Origin of the sequence: Paraburkholderia tuberum STM678 (assembly GCF_902833905.1) — a bacterium.
Classification (GTDB): Bacteria; Pseudomonadota; Gammaproteobacteria; order Burkholderiales; family Burkholderiaceae; genus Paraburkholderia; species Paraburkholderia tuberum.
Genome location: NZ_CADFGP010000035.1, coordinates 39,778 through 62,376 on the forward strand (window position 1 = coordinate 39,778; position 22,599 = coordinate 62,376).

A 22,599-nucleotide genomic window follows, 5' to 3' on the forward strand; every position below is an offset into this window, starting at 1 on the left:
TCATGCTCAGTTACCCGTGTGCGTGGCGCCGGCACCGGACGGCGTCTGCGGCTCGCGCTCGTCGGCGCGTACGCGGAACGACGCGGCGTACAACGCGGGCAGATAGAACAGCGTGAGGATCGTCGCGCTCGTGATGCCGCCCATCAGCGCGGTGGCCATCGGCCCGAAGAAGTTCGAGCGCAGCAGCGGGATCAGCGCGAGCACGGCGGCCGCGGCGGTCAGCGTGATCGGCCGGAACCGCCGCACGGTCGCGCCGACGATCGCATCGAAGCGCTTGTGCCCCGACGCAATGTCCTGCTCGATCTGATCGACGAGAATCACCGAGTTGCGCATGATGATGCCGAACATCGCGATCACGCCGAGCATCGCGACGAAACCGAACGGCTGGCCGAACAGCAGCAAGGTGAGCACGACGCCGATCAGGCCGAGCGGCGCGGTCAGCACGACCATCAGCACGCGCGCGAAGCTTTGCAGCTGGATCATCAGCAGCGTGAGCACCGCGATCACCATGATCGGAATCTGCGCGTTGATCGAGGTTTGACCCTTGGCGCTTTCCTCGACGGAGCCACCGATCTCGATCCGGTAGCCGACCGGCAGCGTCGCGCGGATCGGCGCGAGCGCGCGGTCCACCGCGTGCGTGACGTCGATGCCTTGCGCGCCGGCCGCCACGTCCGACTGCACGGTGATGGTCGGCTGACGGTCGCGTTCCCAGATCACGCCGTATTCGAGGTCGTTGCGCAGATGTCCGAGCGTGCCGAGCGGCACCGGGCCGTTGGGCGTCGGCATCGCGAGCGCGGTCAGCCGCGACGGGTCGACGCGTTCGGCGCGCGGCGCGCGCAGATCGACGCTGATCAGCTTGTCGCGCTCCCGATACTGCGTGACCGTGTAGCCGGACATCGTCATCGCGAGGAAGCTGGCGATGTCTTCGGACGTCACGCCGAGTTCGCGCGCGCGCTTCTGGTCAATCTCGAAGCGCACCGAGCGCTCGGCGGGTTCGTCCCAGTCGAACTGCACGTTGCGCGTGCCGCGATTGGCGCGCATCGACGCGGCGACGCGTTCGGCGATCGAGCGCACGGTCGCGATGTCGTCGCCGCTCACGCGGAACTGCACCGGATAGCCGACCGGCGGCCCGTTCTCGAGGCGCGACAGGCGCGTGCGGATCGCCGGGAAGTTGTTGAGCAACTCCGGTTCGAGCCACTGCGCGAGCTTCTCGCGATCCTTGACCGACTTCGCGGTGATCACGAACTGTGCGAAGTTCGGCTGCTGCAATTGCTGATCGAGCGGCAGATAGAAGCGCGGCGCGCCGGTGCCGACGAAGCTGACTGAGTGATCGATTTCAGGCCGGCCTTTGAGAACCTGTTCGAGGCGCTGCGCCTGGCGCAGCGTTGCATCGAACGACGCGCCTTCGGGCAGCCGCACATCGACCAGCAACTCCGGCCGGTCCGAGCTCGGGAAGAACTGCTGCGGCACGAGCGAGAAGCCGGCCATCGCGAGCACGAACAGCAGCACGGTGATCGCGAGCACGACGAAGCGCCGCTCGATGCACCAGCCGATCCAGCCGCGCAAGCGCGTGTAGAAGCGCGTGTCGTAGATGTCATGTTCGTGATCGTCAGGCTCGTGCGCATGGCGCTTGCGCTCGGGCAGCATGTGATAGCCGAGCAGCGGAATCAGCACGACCGCCGCGAGCCACGACGCGATCAGCGCGATCGCCGACACCTCGAAGATCGAGCGCGTGTACTCGCCGGTGCTCGACTTCGCGAGCGCGATCGGCAGGAAGCCGGATACGGTGACGAGCGTGCCGGTCAGCATCGGAAACGCGGTGCTGGAGTACGCGAAGGCCGCGGCGCGCGTGCGGTTCCAGCCTTGCTCGAGCTTCACCGACATCATTTCGACCGCGATGATCGCATCGTCGACGAGCAGGCCGAGCGCGAGCACGAGTGTGCCGAGCGATACCTTGTGCAGGCCGATATCGAACAGGTACATGCACAACGCGGTGACCGCGAGCACCACCGGAATCGAGATCACGACCACCATGCCGGTGCGCACGCCGAGCGACACGAGGCTCACGACCAGCACGATCGCGACCGCTTCGGCGACCGCTTCGAGGAAGTCGTCGACCGAGCGCGCGACCGCGTGCGGCATGCTCGATACTTCGACGAGATTCAATCCGGCGGGCAGCGCGGCGCGCAGTTGGGTCATCTGCTGATCGAGCGCGCGGCCGAGGCGGATCACGTCGCCGCCCGGCTGCATCGTCACGCCGATACCGAGCACGGGTTTGCCGCCGAAGCGCATCTGCGTGACGACGGGGTCGTCGTAGCCGCGCTTGATCGTCGCGATGTCGCCGAGACGCAACGTGCGATTGTTGATGCGGATCAGCGTGTCGGCGAGCGCGGCCACGTCGTTGAACTGGCCGCTCGGGCGCACGAACACGCGGTCGTCCGTGGTGGTCAGCGTACCCGCGGGAGCGATCGTGTTCTGCGCGTTGATCGCCTGCCCAAGCTGTTGCGGCGAGATGCCGAGACGCGTCAACTGCGTGTTCGCGATCTCGATGTAGATGTGCTGATCGGGATCGCCGAAATAGTCGACCTTGCCGACGCCCGGCACGCGCACCAGCACCGAGCGTAGCTGGTCCGCGTAATCGTGCAGTTGCGCGGCGGAAAAGCCGTCGCCTTCGAGCGTGTAGATGTTGGTGTAGACGTCGCCGAATTCGTCGTTGAAGAACGGGCCCTGGATGCCCGGCGGCAAGCTCGACGCGATATCGCCGACTTTCTTGCGCACCTGGTACCACGTCTCGGGCACCTGGCTCACCGGCGCCGAGTCCTTCATCGTGAAGAAGATCAGCGATTCGCCGGGACGCGAGTAGCTGCGCACGAAATCGATGTACGGCGTTTCCTGCAGCTTGCGGCCGATGCGATCGGTCAGCTGCTCCTGCACCTGGCGCGCGGTGGCACCCGGCCAGAACGTGCGGATCACCATCACGCGGAACGTGAAGGGCGGGTCTTCCGACTGCGCGAGCCGCGTGTAGGCGAGGATGCCGAACGCGGTGGCGAGCGCGATCAGGAATACGACCAGCGCCTGATGACGCAGTGCCCACGCGGACAGATTGAAGCGTCCTTCTTCGTGCGACGTGCTCATGAAGCGAAGTCCTCGGGATGCAGCGGCGCGATCGCGCGGACTTTCTGGCCGGCGCTCACGGTGTGCACGCCTTGCAGCACGACGCTTTCGCCATCTTTCAGGCCATCGCTGACGACGAACGTGCGCTCGTAGTAGCGCGTGACGGTCACGCGACGCAGCTCGAGCGTGTTGTCCGCGGCGCGCACGACCCACACGGCCGGTTCGCGCCCCTCGTGAAACAGCGCGGTGACCGGCAGCGTGAACACGCCGTGCTGCGCGGCCGCCGCGGCGAGCGGCACGGCCGGCGTGACGTCGGCGGTCATGCCGAGGCGCACGTCGGCGCCGGCATCGAGCAGGGTCAGACGCGCGCGCCAGGTGCGGCTCTGCGGATCGGCGGCCGGCGACAGCTCGCGCACGCGTGCGCCGAGCTTGCGGCCCGGCAGCGCGGCGAGCGTGACGCTCGCGTTCCGGCCGACCGCGAATGCGGCGAGCGCGCTTTCGGGCACGTCGCACAGCACGTCGACGTCGCCGCTCCACGCGAGGTTGTAGACGGCCTGACCCGCCGACACGTTCTGGCCCGTGTCCGCCTGTTCAGCCGTGATGACGCCCGCATGACCGGCGACGAGCGTCGTGTACTGCAGCTGGTTCTTCGCGAGTGCCGCCTGCTGCTGCGCCTGATCGCGCTGCGCGAGCGCGGACGCGTAGGCGTTGGTGGTCTGTTCGAGCTGCGCGGGCGCGATCAGGTTTTCTTTGGCCTGCGCCCTGTCGCGTTCGAGCTGCTGCTGCGCATAGACGAGGTTGTGCTGCGCGGCGTCGAGCTGCGCCTGCGTGCTCGCGGCGTTTTTCTGCGCATCGGCCGGGTCGAGCAGCGCGACGACTTCGCCGCTTTTCACCGTGTCGCCGAGCCGTACCCGCCGCTCGATGATCTTGCCGGCGACGCGGAACGACAGCGGCGTCGAATAGCGCGCCTGCACTTCGCCGGGCAGCGACGCCGCCTGCAGCGCGTGGCCGTCCGCATGCACGGCGAGCGCGACCACCGGGCGCGGCGCGGGCGCCGCGGCTTCCTTCTTCGAGCAGGCCGCGAGCACTAGCACGCCCGCCAGCGCCAGCGCGCAGGTCTGCCTGGAGAAACCGCGGTGAGAGGATGGGGGAGACTGCTGGCGCATCGCTGACGATGCAGGAGAACCGGGACGCTTCACAATTACCCCAACTGGAGACAGCGAACGAACACGGCAAGCCGCGCGGCCCGCCAGCGAAGACCCGCATGCCGCGTCATGCTAATGGCATACAGGAATGGCTTTGAATGACGAAGCGCATTCTAATACACTCATGTATCTGAATGCATAGATGGATTTGAATTCTTTTGGGTGCTAGGCTTGCGGCCATGAAACGTCAAAGACTGACAAGAGAGCAGAGCAAGGACCAGACGCGGGAGCGGCTGCTCGATGCCGCGCAGGCAATTTTCATGAAGAAGGGCTTCGTCGCGGCGAGTGTCGAGGACATCGCGGCGGCGGCCGGCTATACGCGCGGCGCGTTCTATTCGAACTTCCGCAGCAAGACCGAGCTGTTTCTGGAGCTATTGCGGCGCGATCACGAAGCGATGCAGGCGGGCCTGCATGCGATCTTCGAAAGCGCGGCGTCGCGCGAGGAGATGGAGGCGCGCGTGCTGCGCTACTACAGCTCGCTGCATCGCGAGAACAAGTGTTTTCTGCTGTGGGTCGAGGCGAAGCTACTGGCGGTGCGCGACGGCCGTTTCCGGCTGCGCTTCAACGCGTTCATGCACGAAAAGATCGAACAGTTGAGCGCCTATGTGCGCGAGTTCTCGGAGCGCGTGGGCACGCCGATGTCGATGCCGCCCGAGCAACTCGCGATCGGCCTGATGGGTTTGTGCGACGGCGTGCAGTTCTTCTACACGGTCGATCCGCAGAATGTCCCGGCGGAGATGGCCGAAACGGTGCTGGCGGGGTTTTTCTCGCGCGTGGTGTTCGGGCGCGATGCGTAACGGTAGGCGTTGAGCCTGGAGGCGCGGATGCGCGACCCGGAGGGATCGCGCATCAGATACGGTTCAAGGCGGAAAAATCATTCGACCGGCAGTCGCGCGCAGGCCTCGGCGGCGGGCGCCGCGCACGCGAACGCGTACTGGCCGCTGGCGTCGAGGAATTTTTCCCCGGCGTGCAGGGCAACCTTGATATCGGGGCAGCGCTCGTAACCGATATAGGCCGAGCCCGCGGCGGCCGACCAGCAAACCAGCGAAAACGCGATCTTTTCCAGCAGACGAAAACGATGTGGCATGGCGGTGTAGCGGTAACTTTCTTTGGCCGCCATCTTAGCAGCAAACTAGGGTTTATACCTAGCTAAAATCCACGATAGACGCCGTAATAGTGGCGCGATGGACACGCCGCGCCGAATCTGACCGGAATGTCATGTCTGGGTCAGGGTTGGGACATGTCCTATCGCTAGAATCGGTTGCGTTGGGCGGACCCGCGCGCGCCCATGCGGCGCGGGTCGACACAGGCGGCAACGGTTGCGCCGGCCCGGCTTTACCGAGGCAGGAGTCGTCCATGAATCAACTGCAGTCGATGCGCGTGTTCGTCAAGGTGGCGGACCTCGGCAGTTTCGTCGGCGCGTCGGGCGCGCTGGATCTGTCCACCGCGGTCGTCACGCGGCACGTCGCGGATCTCGAAGCGCGGCTCGGCACGCGACTGCTGAACCGCACCACCCGCCGTCTTTCGCTGACCGAATCCGGCGCGACCTATCTGGAGCGCGTACGCCACATCCTCGCCGATCTCGAGAGCGTTGAGCAGATGGTGGTGGCGCGCAATCACGAGCCGGTCGGCACGCTGCGCATCGTCGCGCCGGTCGTGTTCGGATTGCACAGTCTCGCGCCGGTCGTGCAGTCGTACGCGGCGCGCTATCCCGACGTCGTGCCCGACGTCACGCTCGCCGACCGCCACGTCGATCTGGTCGAAGAGGGCTTCGACGTCGGCATCCTGGCTGCGCGGCACATGCGCAGCGCGAGCATCGTCACGCGGCGGTTGACGACCGGCTACATGACGGTTTGCGCGACGCCCGAGTATCTGGCGCAACACGGCACGCCGAGGCGCCCCGAGGATCTGCTCAGGCATTCGTGCCTGAGCAGGCCGGCCGAGCAGGGCGGCGAGGAGCGCCTGTTCAATGGGCCGGACGGCGAAGTGCGGGTGCGGCCGACCAACGCGATCGCGGCGAACAACGCCGAGATGCTGCGGCAGTTCGCGCTGCTCGGCATGGGCGTGGCGATCCTGCCGAGCTACCTGATCGGCCGTGATCTGACGGCGGGGCGGCTCGTGCGTCTGCTCGACGCGTACAGTCTGCCGCCCATCGAAATCACGATTGCGTATCCGAGCCGGCTGCATCTGCCGGCAAAGGTGCGGACGTTCATCGACCATCTGGTCGAGCATTTCCAGCCGGACAGCGCGCAGGCGCGGGATTCCCGTAGCGTGGCGCCGGTGCGGGTGGTGGCTGGGGTGAGCGGGTCCGACGCTCCGACGGCGCGCGAGATCGCCGACGACGCGCTCGAAAACAGCCGCACGACGCGCCGTGTGACGCGGGTGGCGCGCGCGCGGATCGCGGCGTCGTCGCAGTTCTGACGTGTGAGGTGAGGCGAGGTTGAATCCGGGTTCAGATCCCCAGGCCCGGGCCATAGTTGCCGCCGATCAGGAGCGTGACCGACTCGATGTCGACATAATCCTGCTCCGGCATACCATCGAGCATCGCCAACACCTCGTTGCTCGCGCCGGCTTCGCGCGCGGCGTCGACGAGTGCGTCCTTGTTGGTCGGGAACTCGACTTCGCTGAGAAGATCGGCGATCTGCAGATCGATCGATTCGCCGGGGATGTCCGAGGCCGTCATGCGCATGCTCCTGGTGAGCTTGAGTTAGTCACGTCGTTATTGCTGCCACGACAAGCCAGCGCCTCGCCGCGATGAGTTTCTCGCAGTCTGTTGCAATCCCGCGCGCGCCACCCCAACGTTATGACAGCCGGCGCAAACCGGGCAGGCGCGCCGTCGTAGCCGCGCCGCCGCCCGCCGTTGCGGCGGCCCTCACGTGGTCAGATGCTCGTTCTGCCCGGTCAGGCTGCGGTCCAGATGTCGGGACTTCGGCAGCGCAATATGCTCCCAGTGCTGCGGACGGCTGGCGTCGGTGCTCGACACGTCTGGGGCCGGAGGCGCGACCGGCGCGGCGTTCGCGCGTTGCGCGAGCGTGATGGAATCCGTGCTGTCCGAGGCGGTATGAACCGGCGCGGCAAAGCACGAGGCTGACAGCGTCACCATGATTAACAGTGTCGAGGTTTTCATCGCCCGACCTCCTAAAGCTCATGCGGCGCTGACAATCGAGCAAACCCTGTGCCGTCCCGCGTCGAGAGGACGGTGCAAGCCGAGGACGGCATGGCGCTGCGCGGCCCAGGCTCCTTACCATCTTAGATGGCAAATACTGCAACGCGCGCACATTTGCGACAAAACCGGATTGTAGATTCGATCATCGCACGAACAGGCGCGCGCGTCCGCCATGCGCTAGCGCAGCACATCGAAGCGCGTCCACGGCCACGACGGCCGGTCGCGCATATAGCCGTTCAGCCAGTTCCACTGCGGATGCCGCTTCATGAACGCCTGTGCGTCGAACGGCCGGCCGCACGGATGCCCCCAGCGCGCGGTGAAGGCCATCTCGCGGGCCATTTCGCTGTCGATCACCTTGCCGTCGTTCGCGCCCCACGGATTGAACGGCCCGTGATCGGTGCCGCCGAAGCGCGCGTCGTCGAGCTCCAGATGCCCGCAGATCGTGCGCGAGCACGGGTTGTCGTTGCGATCGAGATAGACGTCGTGATGATCGGCGATCATCTGCTTCGCGAGCTCGACGTCGATGCTGCCGCGATGCAGTTCCTCGAGCTGCATGAAACGCAGACGCCGCGCGCCGTTCTTGCGCACGTCGGTATAGTCCTCGCCTTCGCCGATGCATTCCTGGTTGCGGATCTTCAGATCCGTCGCGGTGTTGTAGCCGCTGTAGAAACCGTCTTTGGTGGTCTCGAAGCCCGCATAGTGCAGCCCGAGTTCGTAACGCGCGATCTCGCCGGTCTTCGTGTCGCCGAGCAGCCAACTGTTCGCGTAGCCGCCGTTGTTCGCGAGCGAGAACATGTCGCACCATTCCTTGATGCTGTTCGCATATTGCGACGCGCGCCGCGAGCGATAGAACTCGGGCGCACCGGCCGCGTTGTAGCCCGCGAAGTTCGAGATCGTCGTTTCGGTGATCATCAGGCCGGCCGCCGTGACCCAGAAATCGGTCAGGCTCGAGATGCAGCCCGGCAGGCCCTGCATCAGGATGCGGTTGCCGCGGTCGGGCACGATGTCGAACACGACGTTGAACGCGTCGCCGGCCGCGTAGCGGTCCCACGAGTTGTGCGCCATCACGATACGGCCGTCGCGCGTCGCGTTGCCGGTCGCGATGAACGCGCTGCAGTGGTGACCGCGCCGGCCGCGCCACAGTTTCGCGCCCAGATGCGGCTGCGCCTGCGCGGCGTGCGTCGGCCACCAGCTTTGCAGCAGATCCATGTAGCCGTTCCACGCGAGCACTTCGGCGAACGGCAGCTTCGCGCCGTCGGCGATGCCATGGATTTCATCGGCGAATTCGGTGTCGAGCTTGCTCGCGAACTGGCTCGTCGCGGCATTGACGAAGGTGTCGAACTCCTCCCCGGTGTCCCATTTGGCGAGATAGCGCGCGGTGCGGATCGCGTTTCTGATTTCGTCGGCGAGCAACTGGCCGTGCTGCTCGCCGCGATCGTACGGTTCGCCTTCGATATGCACGAAAATCCAGCCGGCCTGATCGCGGCGTACGGCCTCGGGGGACGGTTCGCTCATCTTCGCTCCGACGCTACGGCGGGCGCTGTCGCTGCGCCCAAGCTGGGCTCACGCGTGCCGGCCGCGTGAAGGGCCGGCGGTCTGTCCATTGTAGAGAATCCGCGGCGCTTTGCATCGCGCCCCGCGAAGCCTTCGAAAGCTCTAGCGCGACGGACTCATGCGGAAGTACGCATCGAGCAGCGAGGTCTTGTAGACGACGCCGGCGAGCTTCGGATGCGCGGTGCTTTCGATCACCGGCAGCCGCTCGCCCTGAAACGCCATGAAGTGCTGTAACGCGATGGCGAGCGACATGTCCGGCGTCAGCACGTCGAAATGCGGCTGCAGATAATCGGCGGCGGTTTTCATCGACGTTTCGCGCCGCTCGAGCAGATCGGACGTGATGTCCTTCAGCGCGACCACGCCGAGAAACGCGCCCGAGTCGTTCGCGACGTACAGATACTTGACCGGATACTCGAGGAACACGCGCGTCATGTCGTGCACGGTCGCGTTCGGCGGCACGACGGTCTGCGCGGGGCGGATCAGCTCGCGCATCTGCGTCGCGCGCAATCGCGAGCGCTCCTGCTCCTCGCGATTGCGGCGCAGCGTGATCTCGTACATCGAGGTCTTGCCGATCGCGCGAGCGATGAAATACGCGACCACACACGACAGCATCAGCGGCAGCACGACCTGATAGCTCAACGTCATCTCGAAGATCATCAGGATCGCCATCAGCGGCGCCTGGGTCGCGCCCGCGAGGAATGCGCCCATGCCGACCATCGCATAGGCGTAAGCGGCCGACGTCGCATGCGGCCACAACGCGTGCATGCCCTGGCCGAACAGCGAGCCGACCGCCGCGCCGACGAACAGCGTCGGCGTGAACACACCGCCCACCGCGCCGGAGCCGGCCGTCGCCGCGGTCGCCGCGAGCTTGCAGACGAGCACCAGCAGGAGCGCGGACCATGTCCACGGCGAATGCAGGATCGAGTTCACGACGCTGTAGCCGTTGCCCCACACCTCGGGCTCCGCGACCGAAATGATGCCGACCACGAGACCGCCGAGCGCGAGCCGCACCGGCAACGCCACCGGCAGCTTGCGAAAGGCCGCCTTCGATGCGTTGAGCAGCCGCAGAAACTGCGGCGCGGCCGCGCCGCACAGCGCGCCGAGCGCGACGAACAGCAGCACCTCGGGACCGGTCACGGTCGGAAACTCCGGCATCTCGTAGGGCGGCTTGTAGCCGGCGAACTCGCGCATCGTGATGTTCGCGACGACCGCCGCGACCAGCACCGGCCCGAAGCTTTCCATCGCGATCGAGCCGAGCACGATCTCGGTGACGAAAAACGCGCCCGCGATCGGCGCGCTATACGCGGACGTGATACCGGCCGCCGCGCCGCACGCGACGAGCAGGCGCAGCCGCGGCGGATCGAAGTGGACCCAGCGGCCGATCAGCGACGCGGCGAGCGCCGCGAGCTGCACCATCGGACCTTCACGACCGATCGAACCGCCGCTCGCGATCGTAAACAGCGACGACACGCTGCGCCACAGGCTCAGGCGCACCGGCACGACGCCGTCGCCGATCGCGACCGCTTCCATGTAGTCGGTGTGCGTTTTCGTGTCGGCGTGACGCTGCGCAATCAGCAGGAAAATGCCGGCGACGAGACCACCCGCGGCCGGCAGCCAGATGCGCATGGTCCACGGTAGGCTGCGCGCCATGTCGACGAAGCTGCCGGAGCGGCCGGCAATCGCCAGTTGCAGCAGTTCGATGCCCTTGCGAAACAAGATGGTCGCCAATGCGCCGGCAATGCCGACCACAACGGCCCAGACCAGCACCGTATGGGCTTCTGAGAGGCGGAAAACGCTTTGGGCGCGGGTGCGCAGCTTCAGCAGGAATGAAAGCACGTCGTCGGTACGGGGCGTGATGGAAGGTTGAAAAAACCGCGGCACAACAGCAGCGCGCCCGCCTCGAATGGCGGGCGCGCGGCGGCGAGCGGGCGGAGGCGGGCGGCGCGGTTCAAGTCGCCGCCTTGTCGAGTTCAGGATAGTGCCGGAAGATGCAGCTTTCGTTATGGCCGATGCGCCGGTCCGAGTCCAGATACGCGGCGATGTTCGGTCTTGCGATCACGGCGTCGTGCAGCGCGGCGAGCCGCGGATAGTGCTCGCCGAAGCGCTTCAGCGCGCGCGGAAACGCGTACAGCAGACCGTCGATCAGCTGGAACATCGACAGGTCCACATAGGTCAGCGTGTCGCCGACCATGAAGCTGTCGCCGGCCGGATTCTGCGCGAGCACGCGCTCGAAGTACGACATGAACTTCGGAATCCGATGGTCGATGAAGTCGTGCGCGCGCACCTTCGCCGCGTCTTTCTGCTCCTCGTAGTAGAGGCCGCTCGCGAGCGGATGGTGGGTGTCGTGCGCTTCGGTGACGACGTCGGCGATCGTCAGCTGCAGGCCGTTCGCGACATAGCGCAGGCTGTCCACCTCCGGCGCCAGCTTGAGCCGCGGGCCGAGATAGAACAGGATGTTGGCGGTCTGCGCGATGACCAGATCGCCGTCTTTCAGAAACGGTGGCGCGAACGGCGGATACGGCTCGTCGGGGCTTTGCATCACCGCCATCATCGCTTTGGTGCCAAGGCCCTTCGAAGGCTTGCCGCGCGCGACTTCGACATAGTCGACGCCGGCTTCCTCCAGCGCGAGCCGCACGAATTCGCCGCGGCCTTGCAGGCCATCCCAGTAGTACAGTTCCAGGCTCATCGATCGATCCTCATTCCGGTCGCCCGGACGCGTCGCGGCAAGGCGGTTTCACCGCTGCCATCGGACGTCGCGCACGGGCGGGTTGGGGGGCAAAGTTCGCAGCAACGAGTATGCCGTGTGATCGGCCGGGATGGTGCGCCAGAAAGCGCAAAACCCCGCGCGCGGCGGGGTGTCGGGGAAGGCGGGAGAGCCCGCGACGGCTTAGTGGAACAGGTGCTGGACGGTCCATGTGATGCCGAGTCCGCCGGCGATCAGCCATACATACAGAATCAGGCCGGTGGTCAGCGCGCGCGGACCCGCTTCGCGAATCTGCGAGAAGCGCGTTTCCATGCCGAGTGCGGTCATCGCCATCGTCAGCGCGAAGGTGTCGAACAGGTTCAGCGTCGAGGTGGCGCTTTCCGGGAGCACATGCAGCGAGTTGATCGCCACGCAGGCGAGGAAGCCGAGTGCGAACCAGGGGATCGCCAGCTTGCGCGGGGCGGTGCCGTCCGTGCCGCCATCCGTCGCGCCGCGCGTCGCGCGGTTCACCCACAGGCCGACCACCAGCAATACCGGCACGAGCAGCATCACGCGGGTCATCTTGACGATCGTCGCGATGTGCGTCGCTTCGGGGCTCACGTTGCTCGCCGCGCCGACCACCTGCGCGACCTCGTGGATCGTGCCGCCGAAGAAGAGGCCCGCGCCGACCGTGTCGAGATGCAGCCAGCCTGCGTTGAACAGCACCGGGTAGAGGAACATCGACAGCGTGCCGAACAGCACGACGCTGCCGACCGCCATCGCGCTCTTGTGCGGCTTCGACTGCAGCGTCGATTCGAACGCGAGCACCGCGGCCGCGCCGCAGATCGCGCTGCCGGCCGCCGTCAGGAGCGCGGTGTCGCGATCGAGCTTCATGATTTTCATGCCGGCCCAGGTGCCGATCACGAGCGTGCTGACGACGATCAGCACCGACTCCGCGAGACCCGGCAGGCCCACCTGGGCGATTTCCTGCAGGCTCACACGCAAGCCGAAGAACGCGACCGCGATGCGCAGCAGCTTGCGCGCCGAGAAATTCACGCCGGCCGCCCAACTGACCGGCATGCCGTCGCGCAGCGCGTTGCCGTAGATCGCCCCCGCGACGATGCCGACGATCAGCGGACTCAGGCCGAGGCCGGCAATCGCCGGAATCGCCGCGATGCGCGTGACCGCGGCGGCGAACAGCGCGACGAACAGTACGCCGTTGAGCTGGCCGCGGGTGGACAGCGCGGGGGAGGCGGCGGCGAGCGGGGCGGTGGGTGTGGACATGATCGGTGGTTTCGTAACGGACTTGTGTGGGACTGCATGGGCAGCAATGGGGCTAATCCTAAATTAGATATATCGATATGAAAAATTGTGATTTAGAATGTGAAGTATCGGCTCAACGGATATTTAATCGAGATGACCCCGGACCAACTTATAACGTTCGCCGCCGTCGCTGAGCACCGCAACATCAGCCGGGCGGCAGTGGCGCTGCATCTGTCGCAGCCGGCGGTATCCGGCCAGCTGAGGCAATTGCAGGACGAGTTCGGCGAGCCGCTGTATCTGCGCGATGGCCGCGGGGTGCGGCTGACGCCAGCCGGCGAGCAGCTCGCCGCCTATGCGGCGCGGCTGCGCGACACCTGGCGGCAGGCGCATGCCTATCGCGACGCGCTGCGCGGTCTCGAACAGGGCACCTTGCGGATCGGCGCGAGCACGACGCCGGCGAGTTACCTGCTGCCGTACCTGATCGCCGAATTCCATCGCCGCTATCCGCACGTGACCGTGCATACCGCCAACGGCAACACGGCCGAGATCGTCGGTGCGCTCGGCTCGGTCGACATCGCGATGATCGAGGGTCCCGCCGGCGCAGATCTGCCGCCGGACACGGTCGTCCATGCGTGGCGCGAGGACGAGATCGTCGCGATCATGCCGCGCTCGCATCCGCTCGCGCAGGCGGACAACGGCGGGCGCATCGAGCTGGCCGCGTTCGGCGCGTATCCGCTGGTGCTGCGCGAGGAAGGCTCGGGCGTGCGGCAGACGGTCGAGCGCGAGTTCGCGCGCGCGGGCGTGCCGATGCGCGTGGCGCTCGAAATCGCGGGGGTCGAAGGGGTGAAGGAGGCGGTGCGGGCGGGGATGGGTGTCGGTTTCGTGTCGGCGATGTCGATGCGGCATGAGGACGGTGCGCTGCGGCTCATGTCGCTGAGCCCGCAGCCGCTGACGCGGCGGCTGTCGATTCTGGTGCCGCATGCGAGCGCGCCGTCGCGGGTGGTCGAGCAGTTTCTGGCGATGTGCGTCGCGGACGAGGGCGGCTGACTTCCGCGCTGGCAGCGTATGGGGTCGAGAATCCGAAGCCGCGCGGGGCGCTGCCGTGGCCGGCGCGCTTCGCTTTACGCTCGCCGTATGCCGGCCGCGCCTGGGGATTTCCTCTATGGTGCGCGATGGCTGTCCCGAGCACCATTCGCACATCGCAGCGCCTCGGCGCTTTTTTTCGAAGTTTAGTTGGAACCGGTTCCAAAAGCGGTTTCGCTTCAGGATTGCGTGAGTTGGATATGGCTGATGCAGTGGAGATCGTGGTCGTCGCCAGCGCGTTCGGTGTGAACGCCGTGCGCGCCGACGGCCATCTGAAATGGGCGCAGGGGGCAAAGCGCGCCGGCGCGGCGGGTTTCGAAGTGCGTCGGGAGCTGTTCGCGAGCGACGCGGACGCGGACCCGCAACGGCTGCGCGCGCTCGGCGCGGCGTTGGCCGATCTCGGGCTGTGGTCGGTGTTCTCGACGCCGGCATCGTTGTACGCGGCGGACGGCCAGCTCGATACCGACGCACTGCGTGTCGCGCTCGATCAGGCGGCCGCGCTCGGCGCGCGCTTCGTCAAGCTGCAACTCGGCGGCTTCGCGGGCGAGGCTCACGGCGCGGCCATCGTCGCGCACGTCGCGAGCGGCTCGGGCACCACGGGCGGTGTGCAGCCACGGCTCGTCGTCGAAAACGGGCAACTGGCGCAGGGCGGCTCGCCCGCGCAGTTCGTCGGGCTGTTCGATGCGCTCGCGCGTGAAGGCCACGCGGGCGTGCTCGGCATGACCTTCGATACCGGCAACTGGGCGTGGCTCGACGTCGCGCCGCTACCCCTCGCGCCGCAGCTCGCGCCGTACGTCGAGTACATCCATTGCAAGACCACCACGGGCGAGGGCGCGCGGCGCTTTGCGAGCGCGCCGGCCGAGGATGACGCGCCATTGCGCGCGCTCCTCGACCGGCTGCCGCGCGATGTGCCGCGCGGCATCGAGTTTCCCTTCGATCCGAGCCGGATCGACGCGGATGCCGCGCGTTATGTGAGCTGGCTTGCGCGCGTGTAGACGCGCGACGCGGCATCACGAAGCGCCTCGGTCGAAGCCGTAGGGAGCAGACGAGGCGGCAACTCAGGCAGCAACCCCGGCAGCAACCCAGGCAGCAAAGAACGCATTCCACGCAACACGAATCACCGCATCAGCAGCACCACCAGGAGCCCAGCATGACGCACCCTTACCCCGCGCTCGACGTGATCACCTACGGCGAAGCGATGGCGATGTTCGTCGCCGCCGAAGCCGGCCCGCTCGCGGGCGTCGGGCACTTCACGAAGCGCATCGCCGGCGCGGATCTGAACGTCGCGATCGGCTTGTCCCGACTTGGCTTCAGGGTGGGCTGGATGAGCCGCGTGGGCGACGATTCGTTCGGCCGGTACGTGCGCGACACGCTGACGAAAGAGGGCATCGACCAGCAATGCGTGAGCACCGACGCGCGCCATCCGACCGGCTTCCAGCTGAAGTCGAAGAGCGACGACGGCAGCGACCCGGCGGTCGAATACGTCCGCAAGGGCTCGGCGGCGAGCCATCTGTCGCTCGACGACTACCTCGCCGATTACGTGCTGCCCGCGCGTCATCTGCATCTGACCGGCGTCGCCCCGGCGATCTCGGCAAGCTCGCGCGAACTCGCATTCCACCTGGCCCGCGAAATGCGCGCTGCGGGCAGGACGATCTCGTTCGACCCGAACCTGCGTCCGACGCTGTGGCCCTCGCGCGCGGCGATGGTCGAAGGCTTGAACGCGCTCGCCGCGCTCGCCGACTGGGTGCTGCCCGGCATCGGCGAGGGTGAGATTCTGACCGGCCACACGCAGCCGGAGGACATCGCGAAGTTCTATCTCGAGCGCGGCGCGCGCGGCGTGATCGTCAAGCTCGGCGCGCAGGGCGCGTATTACGGCACCGCGACCGATGCCGCGACGATCGCCGGCCGGCCGGTCGCGAACGTCGTCGATACGGTCGGCGCGGGCGATGGTTTCGCGGTCGGCGTGATCAGCGCGCTGCTCGAAGGCCGCACGCTCGCGCAGGCGGTCGCGCGTGGCAACCGGATCGGCGCGCTCGCGATCCAGGTGATCGGCGATTCGGAAGGTTTGCCGAGCCGCGCCGAACTCGACGCACTGGAGCTGGCCGAGGTACCGGACATCGCAAGCGCGGCCTGACGCGGATCGGACCGCATCGATAGCGCTGCATCCACAACCAGCATCGACGACAACAAGAGCGCCCACAGCGCGCCCAGATTTTTTCATCATTGATTCGGGACGACGCCGTCCAAGGAGACTTCCATGACCTCATCGCTTGCGATTCGCCGTTGGTGGACGATCATGCCGATCGTGTTCATCACCTACAGCCTCGCGTATCTGGATCGCGCGAATTTCGGCTTCGCGTCAGCGGCCGGCATCAATCAGGATCTCGGCATCAGCAAGGGGCTCGCGTCGCTGATCGGCGCGCTGTTCTTCCTCGGCTATTTCTTCTTCCAGATTCCGGGTGCGATCTATGCCGAGCGCCGCAGCGTGAAGAAACTGGTGTTCTGGAGCCTCGTTCTGTGGGGCGGCTGCGCGGCGTTGACCGGCATGGTCAGCAACATTCCGTCGCTGATGGCGATCCGCTTCCTGCTCGGCGTCGTCGAAGCCGCGGTAATGCCGGCGATGCTGATCTTCATCAGCAACTGGTTCACGAAGAGCGAGCGCTCGCGCGCGAACACGTTCCTGATCCTCGGCAATCCGGTCACGGTGCTGTGGATGTCGGTCGTGTCGGGCTATCTCGTGCATTCGTTCGGCTGGCGGCACATGTTCATCGCCGAGGGCGCGCCCGCGATCATCTGGGCGATCTGCTGGTGGTTCCTCGTCAAGGACAAGCCCGAGCAGGTGTCGTGGCTCACGCAAGAGGAAAAAGACGCGCTCGCGCAGACGCTGCGCGCCGAGCAGGCCGCGATCAAGCCGGTGCGCAACTACAGCGAGGCGTTTCGCACGCCCGCGGTCATCAAGCTGTGCGCGCAGTATTTCTGCTGGAGCATCGGCGTGTACGGCTTCGTGCTGTGGCTGCCGTCGATCCTGAAGAACGGCTCGTCGTTCGGCATGGTGGAAACCGGCTGGCTGTCGGCGCTGCCGTATCTGGCCGCGACGATCGCGATGCTTGCAGCTTCGTGGGCATCGGATAAACTCAACCGCCGCAAGGTGTTCGTGTGGCCGTTCCTGCTGATCGGTGCGATTGCGTTCGCGGCGTCGTACGGGCTCGGTTCCGCGCATTTCTGGGTCTCGTATGCGCTGCTCGTGATCGCGGGCGCCGCGATGTACGCGCCGTATGGACCGTTCTTCGCGATCGTACCGGAGCTGCTGCCGAAGAACGTCGCGGGCGGCGCGATGGCGCTGATCAACAGCATGGGCGCGCTCGGTTCGTTCGTCGGCTCGTACGTGGTCGGTTATCTGAACGGCGCGACCGGTTCGCCCGCGGCATCGTATGCATTCATGAGCGTGGCGCTCGTCGCCGCGGTGATCCTGACGCTCGCCGTCAAGCCGGCCGCGGCCGAACAACGTGGCCCCGCTCGTCCCACCGTCGCAAGGAAAATTAGCTGATGAACAAGATCGTCGCCTGGAAGTCGCTGCCCGAGGATGTGCTCGCCTATCTGCAACAGCATGCGCAGGTCGTGCAGGTCGATCCGTCACAGCATGATGCGCTCGTCGCCGCGCTGCGCGATGCCGACGGCGGCATCGGCGCGAGCGTGCAGATCACGCCGGCGATGCTCGAAGGCGCGAGCCGGCTGAAGGCGCTGTCGACGATCTCGGTCGGCTACGACCAGTTCGACGTCGCCGACCTCACGCGCCGCGGCATCGTGCTCGCGCACACGCCGGACGTGCTGACCGAATCGACCGCCGATACCGTGTTCTCGCTGATCCTCGCGTCCGCGCGGCGCGTCGTCGAGCTGGCCGACTGGGTCAAGGCGGGGCAGTGGCGCACGAGCATCGGGCCCGCGCAGTTCGGGCTCGACGTGCAGGGCAAGACGATCGGCATCGTCGGCTTGGGGCGGATCGGCGGCGCGGTCGCGCGACGCGCGGCGCATGGCTTCAACATGAAGGTGCTGTATACGAACCGCAGCGCGAACCACCAAGCGGAGCAGGCGTATGGCGCGCGGCGCGTCGAGCTGGCTGAATTGCTCGCGCAGTCCGATTTCGTCTGTCTGCAGGTGCCGCTCACGCGAGAGACGCGGCATCTGATCGGCGCCGCCGAACTGCGCGCGATGAAGAAGAGCGCGATCCTGATCAACGCTTCACGCGGCGCGACCGTCGACGAACCGGCGCTGATCGAGGCGCTGCGCAACGGCACGATTCACGGCGCGGGCCTCGACGTGTTCGACACCGAACCGTTGCCTGCCGACTCGCCGTTGCTCGCCATGCCTAACGTGGTCGCATTGCCGCATATCGGCTCGGCGACGCACGAGACCCGTCATGCGATGGCGCTCAACGCGGCGGAGAACCTGGTCGCCGCGCTCGACGGCACATTGACGACCAACATCGTCAACCGTGACGTCCTGGCGAAGTGATTCGCAGGGCGGCACGCAAGCTCCCGTCCTCGGACCGGCACGAGCGATGAGCGAATGAGCACGACCCCGCCCCCGGCCAGCATGCCGCCTGGTCCCCCGAGCGCGCCGCCGCGCCGCGCGACGATCACCGATGTCGCGCGTGAAGCCGGCACCGGCAAGACCAGCATCTCGCGCTATCTGAACGGCGAGTTCAGCGCGCTGTCGCCCGAGCTGCGCGCGCGCATCGAAGCCGCGATCGCGCGGCTCGACTATCAGCCGAACCAGATGGCGCGCGGCCTGAAGCGCGGCCGCAACCGGCTGATCGGCATGCTGGTCGCCGACCTGACCAATCCGTACTCCGTCGAAGTGCTGCAAGGCGTCGAGGCCGCGTGCCACGCGCTCGGCTTGATGCCGCTGATTTGCCACGCGGCGAACGAAGTCGAGATGGAGCGGCGTTATCTGCAACTGCTGACCACGTACCGCGTGGAAGGTGTGATCGTCAACGCGCTAGGCGTGCGCGAGGAGACGTTGCGGCCGGTCGGCGACGGCGGGATTCCGGCGGTGCTGGTCGATCGGCGCGTGGAGGGGCTGGTCGCCGACATGGTCGGTCTCGACAATGGCGCGGCCGCCGCGCTCGGTACGCGGCATCTGCTCGAACGGGGCTTCGAGCAGATCTGGTTCGTCGTGCAGCCGTTCGAGCAGGTCAGCTCGCGGCAGTTGCGCGTCGAAGCATTCGATCGGGCGATGCGCGACGATGGCCGCGCGCGCGGTCGTACGCTGGTGCTCGATCTCGCCGATGCAACTGCGCTCGAGCGCGGTCTCGCGGAGCTGGATCGTGCGATCGACGCGCCAGGCGGGGCCGGTGCCGAGCCCGCCGGCGCCTCCCCACGCGTCGCGCTGTTCGCGGCCAATGCACCGGTCGCGTTGCGGCTCGCGCTGCATCTGAACGCGCGTTACGGCACGCACTGGCAGAGCCGCGTCGCGCTGCTTTCCATCGACGATCCGGATTGGGCCGAGCTCGCCGGCATCACGACGATCCGCCAGCCGACCTACGACATCGGTTATCGCGCGGTCGAATTCCTGCACGAGCGCATCGAAGGCGCGCAGACGGGCGCGCGCGACTGCCTGCTGCCCGGCGAGCTGATCGTGCGTGCGTCGACCGCACGCTGATTTCCGGCCAATCTGCGATGATGCGGGCTGCGGCGCGCAGCGGTTGCGCGCCGGGGATTGCAAGGAACCCCGCAAGGATACTCATGGTTGTGCCACCGCTTACCCTCGCGAGCCTCGCGCTCGCCACGCTCGTCATCGCCGCTTTACCGTTTCTGATTTACCGACAATTGCGCCGTCCGCTCGCGCTTCGGCCGCGCGACGCGATCGCCGGCGTCGCGGTGTTCGCGCTGTTCGCGATGGTCATCGAGCGTGCGCTGCACGACTATCTGTTGCGCGGCAACGAAACGACCGCGGCGTTCCTTTCGCAGCCGCTCGCGTTCGTCGTCTATGGTGCGCTGGCCGCGGGCGTTTGCGAGGAAGTGGGGCGGTTCTTCGGCATGCGGCTGCTCATGAAGCGCGCGGCGGCGCGGCCGGCGGTGCGCAAGAAGGCGACCGTCGACGCGCCCGCCGGCGTCGCTGCAAGCGCGGGCGCGAGCCCCGCCGCCAGCACGACCGCCGACACGCGCACCGCCGCATTGCGCGCCGACGATGGCGCCGCGCTCAGCTACGGCCTCGGCCACGGCGGCGCGCAAGCGTGGATGGTCGGCGTGTTCGTGCAGTGCCAGTGGCTCGTGTTCGCGGTCCTCGAAAACCGTGGCCGGCTCGGCGATTACCTCGGCAATCTGCCGGCCGAAGCGGTGATGCGCGTGCATCTGATTCTCGCGAGCCTGACGCCGCAACTGGCCGGCATTTTCGCGCTCGAACGCGTCGCGGCGCTGGTGTTCCAGATCGGCTTGTCGGTGCTGATGTGGCGCGGCGTGCGGGCCGGCTCGCGCGGCATCCTGCCGCTCGCGATCGGGGTGCACGCGCTGATCGACGTGCCTGCGGCAATGACGCAGGCGCGGCTGCTGCCGCTCGCGGCGGCCGATACGATCTATGGGGTGGCGGCGGTGTTCGTCGCGGGACTGCTGATACGGATTTACCGGCGGCCGGCGGCGGCGTGAGCGGATGAGCCGCTGGACAGCAGGCGCCTCGCTATCCCTTCAGCGTTTCTCTAAAATGCGCCTACGTTTCAGGACCTTCTTTTCCCGGCAGCCTTCATGGAAGCTTACCAATACGACTGCGCGCATCCGGAGTTCGACGAGATCGCGCGCGTCATCAGCGATCTGTTTCCCGAGCAGACGCAGTTCATCGAGCGTGCCGCCGACGATGGCACGCCCACACTGACGGTTCACTGGGTAGCAATGCGCTTCGGCTCGACCGCGCGCCGTATCGCGATGACGGTCGCGATCGCGCCGGCGGCGCTCGCGCGTTATCGCGCGATGCCGGCGCGGTTGCGTGGCCGCAGCTTTGCGGTATTGCGCGCGTACGTCGAAGCGAGCCTGGGCTCGCTCGAAGAAATGTACGCGAACGGCCAGGCGGTCCCGCGCGAAGTCACGGTCGATCTCGGCGAAGAGTTCGCGTGACGCGCGAATGAAGCGCGGGTGAAGCGGATTCAATCCGCGAGCCGATAGACCTTCGCGAAACGCGCGGCCTGCACGACGCCATAGTCGCCGGGCGCGTACTGCATGACCCAGTCGCCGGCCGCGCCGTGCAGCACGTCGCCGCCGCTCGCGCAGCGCGCGAGCGAGAAGGACTCGTCCATCCGGCGGGCGAGTACGACCGCCGGGCGATTGCGGTAGGCGCCGGCTTCGCCGTGCGCGAGCGCGGCATCGGCGGGCAGGTACTTCGCATCGAAGCGCTCGCGCGACACGACCCAGCGCTCGCCGGTCGAGCCGGTGATCAGCGCATCGCCGCGCACATAGCGGTTCGGGCCTTCGAGGCTCATCAACTGGCCTTCGGCGGCGGCGAATTCGACGCTTACCGTTTCGTCCTTGACGACGCGTTGGGCGTGCGGATCGTCACGCAAATCGAGATTCCTGAGTTCGGTCATGAAGCGGGTGGAAGATTAGGGGGAGAGCGTTGCGGCGAGACTTGCCGCTTTGCGGCGATCGTGCGTCGAGTCGCTGGGACGGGTTGCCGGCCCAGACAGCGCGCCCCGAATAATGCCAGATGCATGAGCCGGGCGGGGGGAGGCGAAAGGCTGAGACGTGGTGAGAAAGCCGCTGTTCGGGCGCCGGCGGAATTGCCGAAATCAACCGCGTCCGAACGGACCCGCGCCCGCAACGAGGCAACCCCCGCCGCGGGCGCTCTTTCATTACGGCTTGACAGTCGCGTCGCTCGCGGCTGCCGCGGGCTTGCCGCCCTTGCCCTTGCCATGGTGGCCGCGATGATGACCCTCGGGGCCGCCCTGGTGGAACGTCGCGTCGGCGAGCTTCTTCTGCTCCGGCGACAGGCTGCTATACAGCGGATCGAACGCATCGACGAGCTTCTTCATGCCGTCCGCATGCGCCTGCGCGATCGTTGCGTACTGTTTCATGTCGTCGAGCGCGCTCACGTTGGTGGCCGCCTTGCGCTGCTCGAACAGCCGGCCCATCGTTTCGCCGTTGCTGCGCATGACGTCGGCGAACGCCTTCCATTGCGTTTCCTGCGCGGGCGTGATCTTCAGTTGCGAGTGCAGATAAGCGATGCGGTCTTCGACGTTGCGTTCGTGGCCGGCCTTGGCCGCGGAGGCCGAGGCCGTGGTGTCCGGCGCTGCGGCCGGCGCGGTGGTTTGGGCGAACGCGCCGCCCATCGAAACGGCCGTAGCCAGCATAACCAGTGCTTTTTTCATCGAAACTCCTGATGTCTGTTCGTTATTGAGACACGGCGCGCGGCGAGCGTCTTGCCCCACGCCAGCGGCGAATGGCGCCGCACCGCAAGCGGCTGCCGCATTCGCCCGGCGCCGCTATTAGTAACACGTTAACCCTACAATACGGTGCGTGTGCGACAAACGCTTACAACCGAAACGA

At 66.8% G+C, this 22,599-nt stretch carries 21 protein-coding genes; 10 read left to right on the forward strand and 11 right to left on the reverse strand.

Annotated features, from left to right (window positions below):
* Positions 1-6: 6 nt before the first annotated feature.
* Together HWY30_RS26655 and HWY30_RS26660 are read right to left on the reverse strand one after the other, a co-directional pair.
* Complete coding sequence (locus HWY30_RS26655; RefSeq protein WP_090805326.1) at positions 7-3,135, reverse strand: efflux RND transporter permease subunit; 3,129 nt, start codon at positions 3,133-3,135, stop codon at positions 7-9.
* The gene (locus HWY30_RS26660) at positions 3,132-4,280 is read right to left on the reverse strand and encodes an efflux RND transporter periplasmic adaptor subunit (protein ID WP_090805325.1); all 1,149 of its coding nucleotides are present in this window, start codon (positions 4,278-4,280) and stop codon (positions 3,132-3,134) included. The genes HWY30_RS26655 and HWY30_RS26660 overlap by 4 nt, the downstream gene beginning before the upstream one ends.
* Positions 4,281-4,498: 218 nt before the next feature.
* On the opposite strand from HWY30_RS26660, the gene HWY30_RS26665 reads away from it, so the two are divergent.
* On the forward strand, positions 4,499-5,116 hold the full coding sequence (locus HWY30_RS26665) for a TetR/AcrR family transcriptional regulator (protein WP_090805323.1): 618 nt from the start codon (positions 4,499-4,501) through the stop codon (positions 5,114-5,116).
* Between the two features lie 77 nt (positions 5,117-5,193).
* Here HWY30_RS26665 and HWY30_RS26670 read toward each other — a convergent pair whose 3' ends face one another.
* Complete coding sequence (locus HWY30_RS26670; RefSeq protein ID WP_090805832.1) at positions 5,194-5,406, reverse strand: hypothetical protein; 213 nt, start codon at positions 5,404-5,406, stop codon at positions 5,194-5,196.
* A gap of 269 nt (positions 5,407-5,675) precedes the next feature.
* Between HWY30_RS26670 and HWY30_RS26675 the strand changes: the two genes are divergently transcribed.
* Positions 5,676-6,740, forward strand: a complete 1,065-nt coding sequence (locus HWY30_RS26675) for a LysR family transcriptional regulator (protein WP_090805322.1) — start codon at positions 5,676-5,678, stop codon at positions 6,738-6,740.
* Between the two features lie 31 nt (positions 6,741-6,771).
* Here HWY30_RS26675 and HWY30_RS26680 read toward each other — a convergent pair whose 3' ends face one another.
* The 6 genes from HWY30_RS26680 to HWY30_RS26705 all read right to left on the reverse strand — a co-directional run bounded on the left by HWY30_RS26680 (position 6,772) and on the right by HWY30_RS26705 (position 13,006).
* Positions 6,772-7,002 carry a DUF2795 domain-containing protein gene (locus HWY30_RS26680; RefSeq protein ID WP_090805831.1) on the reverse strand — a complete coding sequence of 77 codons (231 nt, stop codon included), beginning with the start codon at positions 7,000-7,002 and terminating at the stop codon, positions 6,772-6,774.
* Between the two features lie 189 nt (positions 7,003-7,191).
* Positions 7,192-7,446, reverse strand: a complete 255-nt coding sequence (locus HWY30_RS26685) for a hypothetical protein (RefSeq protein ID WP_090805320.1) — start codon at positions 7,444-7,446, stop codon at positions 7,192-7,194.
* Positions 7,447-7,662: 216 nt separating this feature from the next.
* Positions 7,663-9,000: a C45 family autoproteolytic acyltransferase/hydrolase gene (locus HWY30_RS26690; RefSeq protein WP_090805319.1), complete on the reverse strand. Its 1,338-nt coding sequence runs from the start codon at positions 8,998-9,000 to the stop codon at positions 7,663-7,665.
* Positions 9,001-9,141: 141 nt separating this feature from the next.
* Positions 9,142-10,875, reverse strand: a complete 1,734-nt coding sequence (locus HWY30_RS26695; RefSeq protein WP_090805829.1) for a ClcB-like voltage-gated chloride channel protein — start codon at positions 10,873-10,875, stop codon at positions 9,142-9,144.
* Positions 10,876-10,987: 112 nt separating this feature from the next.
* Positions 10,988-11,725, reverse strand: coding sequence for a glutathione S-transferase (locus HWY30_RS26700; protein WP_090805317.1), 738 nt, complete (start codon positions 11,723-11,725; stop codon positions 10,988-10,990).
* Positions 11,726-11,926: 201 nt separating this feature from the next.
* Positions 11,927-13,006 (reverse strand): YeiH family protein, encoded by a 1,080-nt coding sequence (locus HWY30_RS26705; RefSeq protein ID WP_090805316.1) that lies wholly within the window; start codon positions 13,004-13,006, stop codon positions 11,927-11,929.
* Positions 13,007-13,138: 132 nt separating this feature from the next.
* Between HWY30_RS26705 and HWY30_RS26710 the strand changes: the two genes are divergently transcribed.
* From HWY30_RS26710 to HWY30_RS26745, 8 genes are all read left to right on the forward strand, one after another.
* Positions 13,139-14,032 (forward strand): LysR family transcriptional regulator, encoded by an 894-nt coding sequence (locus tag HWY30_RS26710; RefSeq protein WP_090805314.1) that lies wholly within the window; start codon positions 13,139-13,141, stop codon positions 14,030-14,032.
* 236 nt (positions 14,033-14,268) lie between these two features.
* On the forward strand, positions 14,269-15,063 hold the full coding sequence (locus tag HWY30_RS26715; protein ID WP_090805313.1) for a sugar phosphate isomerase/epimerase family protein: 795 nt from the start codon (positions 14,269-14,271) through the stop codon (positions 15,061-15,063).
* A gap of 155 nt (positions 15,064-15,218) precedes the next feature.
* Positions 15,219-16,202 carry a sugar kinase gene (locus tag HWY30_RS26720; protein WP_090805311.1) on the forward strand — a complete coding sequence of 328 codons (984 nt, stop codon included), beginning with the start codon at positions 15,219-15,221 and terminating at the stop codon, positions 16,200-16,202.
* 123 nt (positions 16,203-16,325) lie between these two features.
* The gene (locus HWY30_RS26725; protein WP_090805310.1) at positions 16,326-17,615 is read left to right on the forward strand and encodes an MFS transporter; all 1,290 of its coding nucleotides are present in this window, start codon (positions 16,326-16,328) and stop codon (positions 17,613-17,615) included.
* The gene (locus HWY30_RS26730; protein WP_090805308.1) at positions 17,615-18,580 is read left to right on the forward strand and encodes a 2-hydroxyacid dehydrogenase; all 966 of its coding nucleotides are present in this window, start codon (positions 17,615-17,617) and stop codon (positions 18,578-18,580) included. Before HWY30_RS26725 ends, HWY30_RS26730 begins: the two co-directional genes overlap by 1 nt.
* Positions 18,581-18,634: 54 nt before the next feature.
* Positions 18,635-19,729 carry a LacI family DNA-binding transcriptional regulator gene (locus HWY30_RS26735; RefSeq protein WP_090805306.1) on the forward strand — a complete coding sequence of 365 codons (1,095 nt, stop codon included), beginning with the start codon at positions 18,635-18,637 and terminating at the stop codon, positions 19,727-19,729.
* A gap of 83 nt (positions 19,730-19,812) precedes the next feature.
* On the forward strand, positions 19,813-20,712 hold the full coding sequence (locus tag HWY30_RS26740; RefSeq protein ID WP_090805305.1) for a YhfC family intramembrane metalloprotease: 900 nt from the start codon (positions 19,813-19,815) through the stop codon (positions 20,710-20,712).
* A 96-nt stretch (positions 20,713-20,808) separates the two neighbouring features.
* Positions 20,809-21,174, forward strand: a complete 366-nt coding sequence (locus HWY30_RS26745) for a DUF3022 domain-containing protein (protein ID WP_090805303.1) — start codon at positions 20,809-20,811, stop codon at positions 21,172-21,174.
* A gap of 29 nt (positions 21,175-21,203) precedes the next feature.
* Here HWY30_RS26745 and HWY30_RS26750 read toward each other — a convergent pair whose 3' ends face one another.
* Together HWY30_RS26750 and HWY30_RS26755 are read right to left on the reverse strand one after the other, a co-directional pair.
* On the reverse strand, positions 21,204-21,641 hold the full coding sequence (locus tag HWY30_RS26750; protein ID WP_090805302.1) for a PGDYG domain-containing protein: 438 nt from the start codon (positions 21,639-21,641) through the stop codon (positions 21,204-21,206).
* Between the two features lie 264 nt (positions 21,642-21,905).
* Positions 21,906-22,421, reverse strand: coding sequence for a Spy/CpxP family protein refolding chaperone (locus HWY30_RS26755; RefSeq protein ID WP_090805300.1), 516 nt, complete (start codon positions 22,419-22,421; stop codon positions 21,906-21,908).
* Positions 22,422-22,599 lie beyond the last annotated feature (178 nt).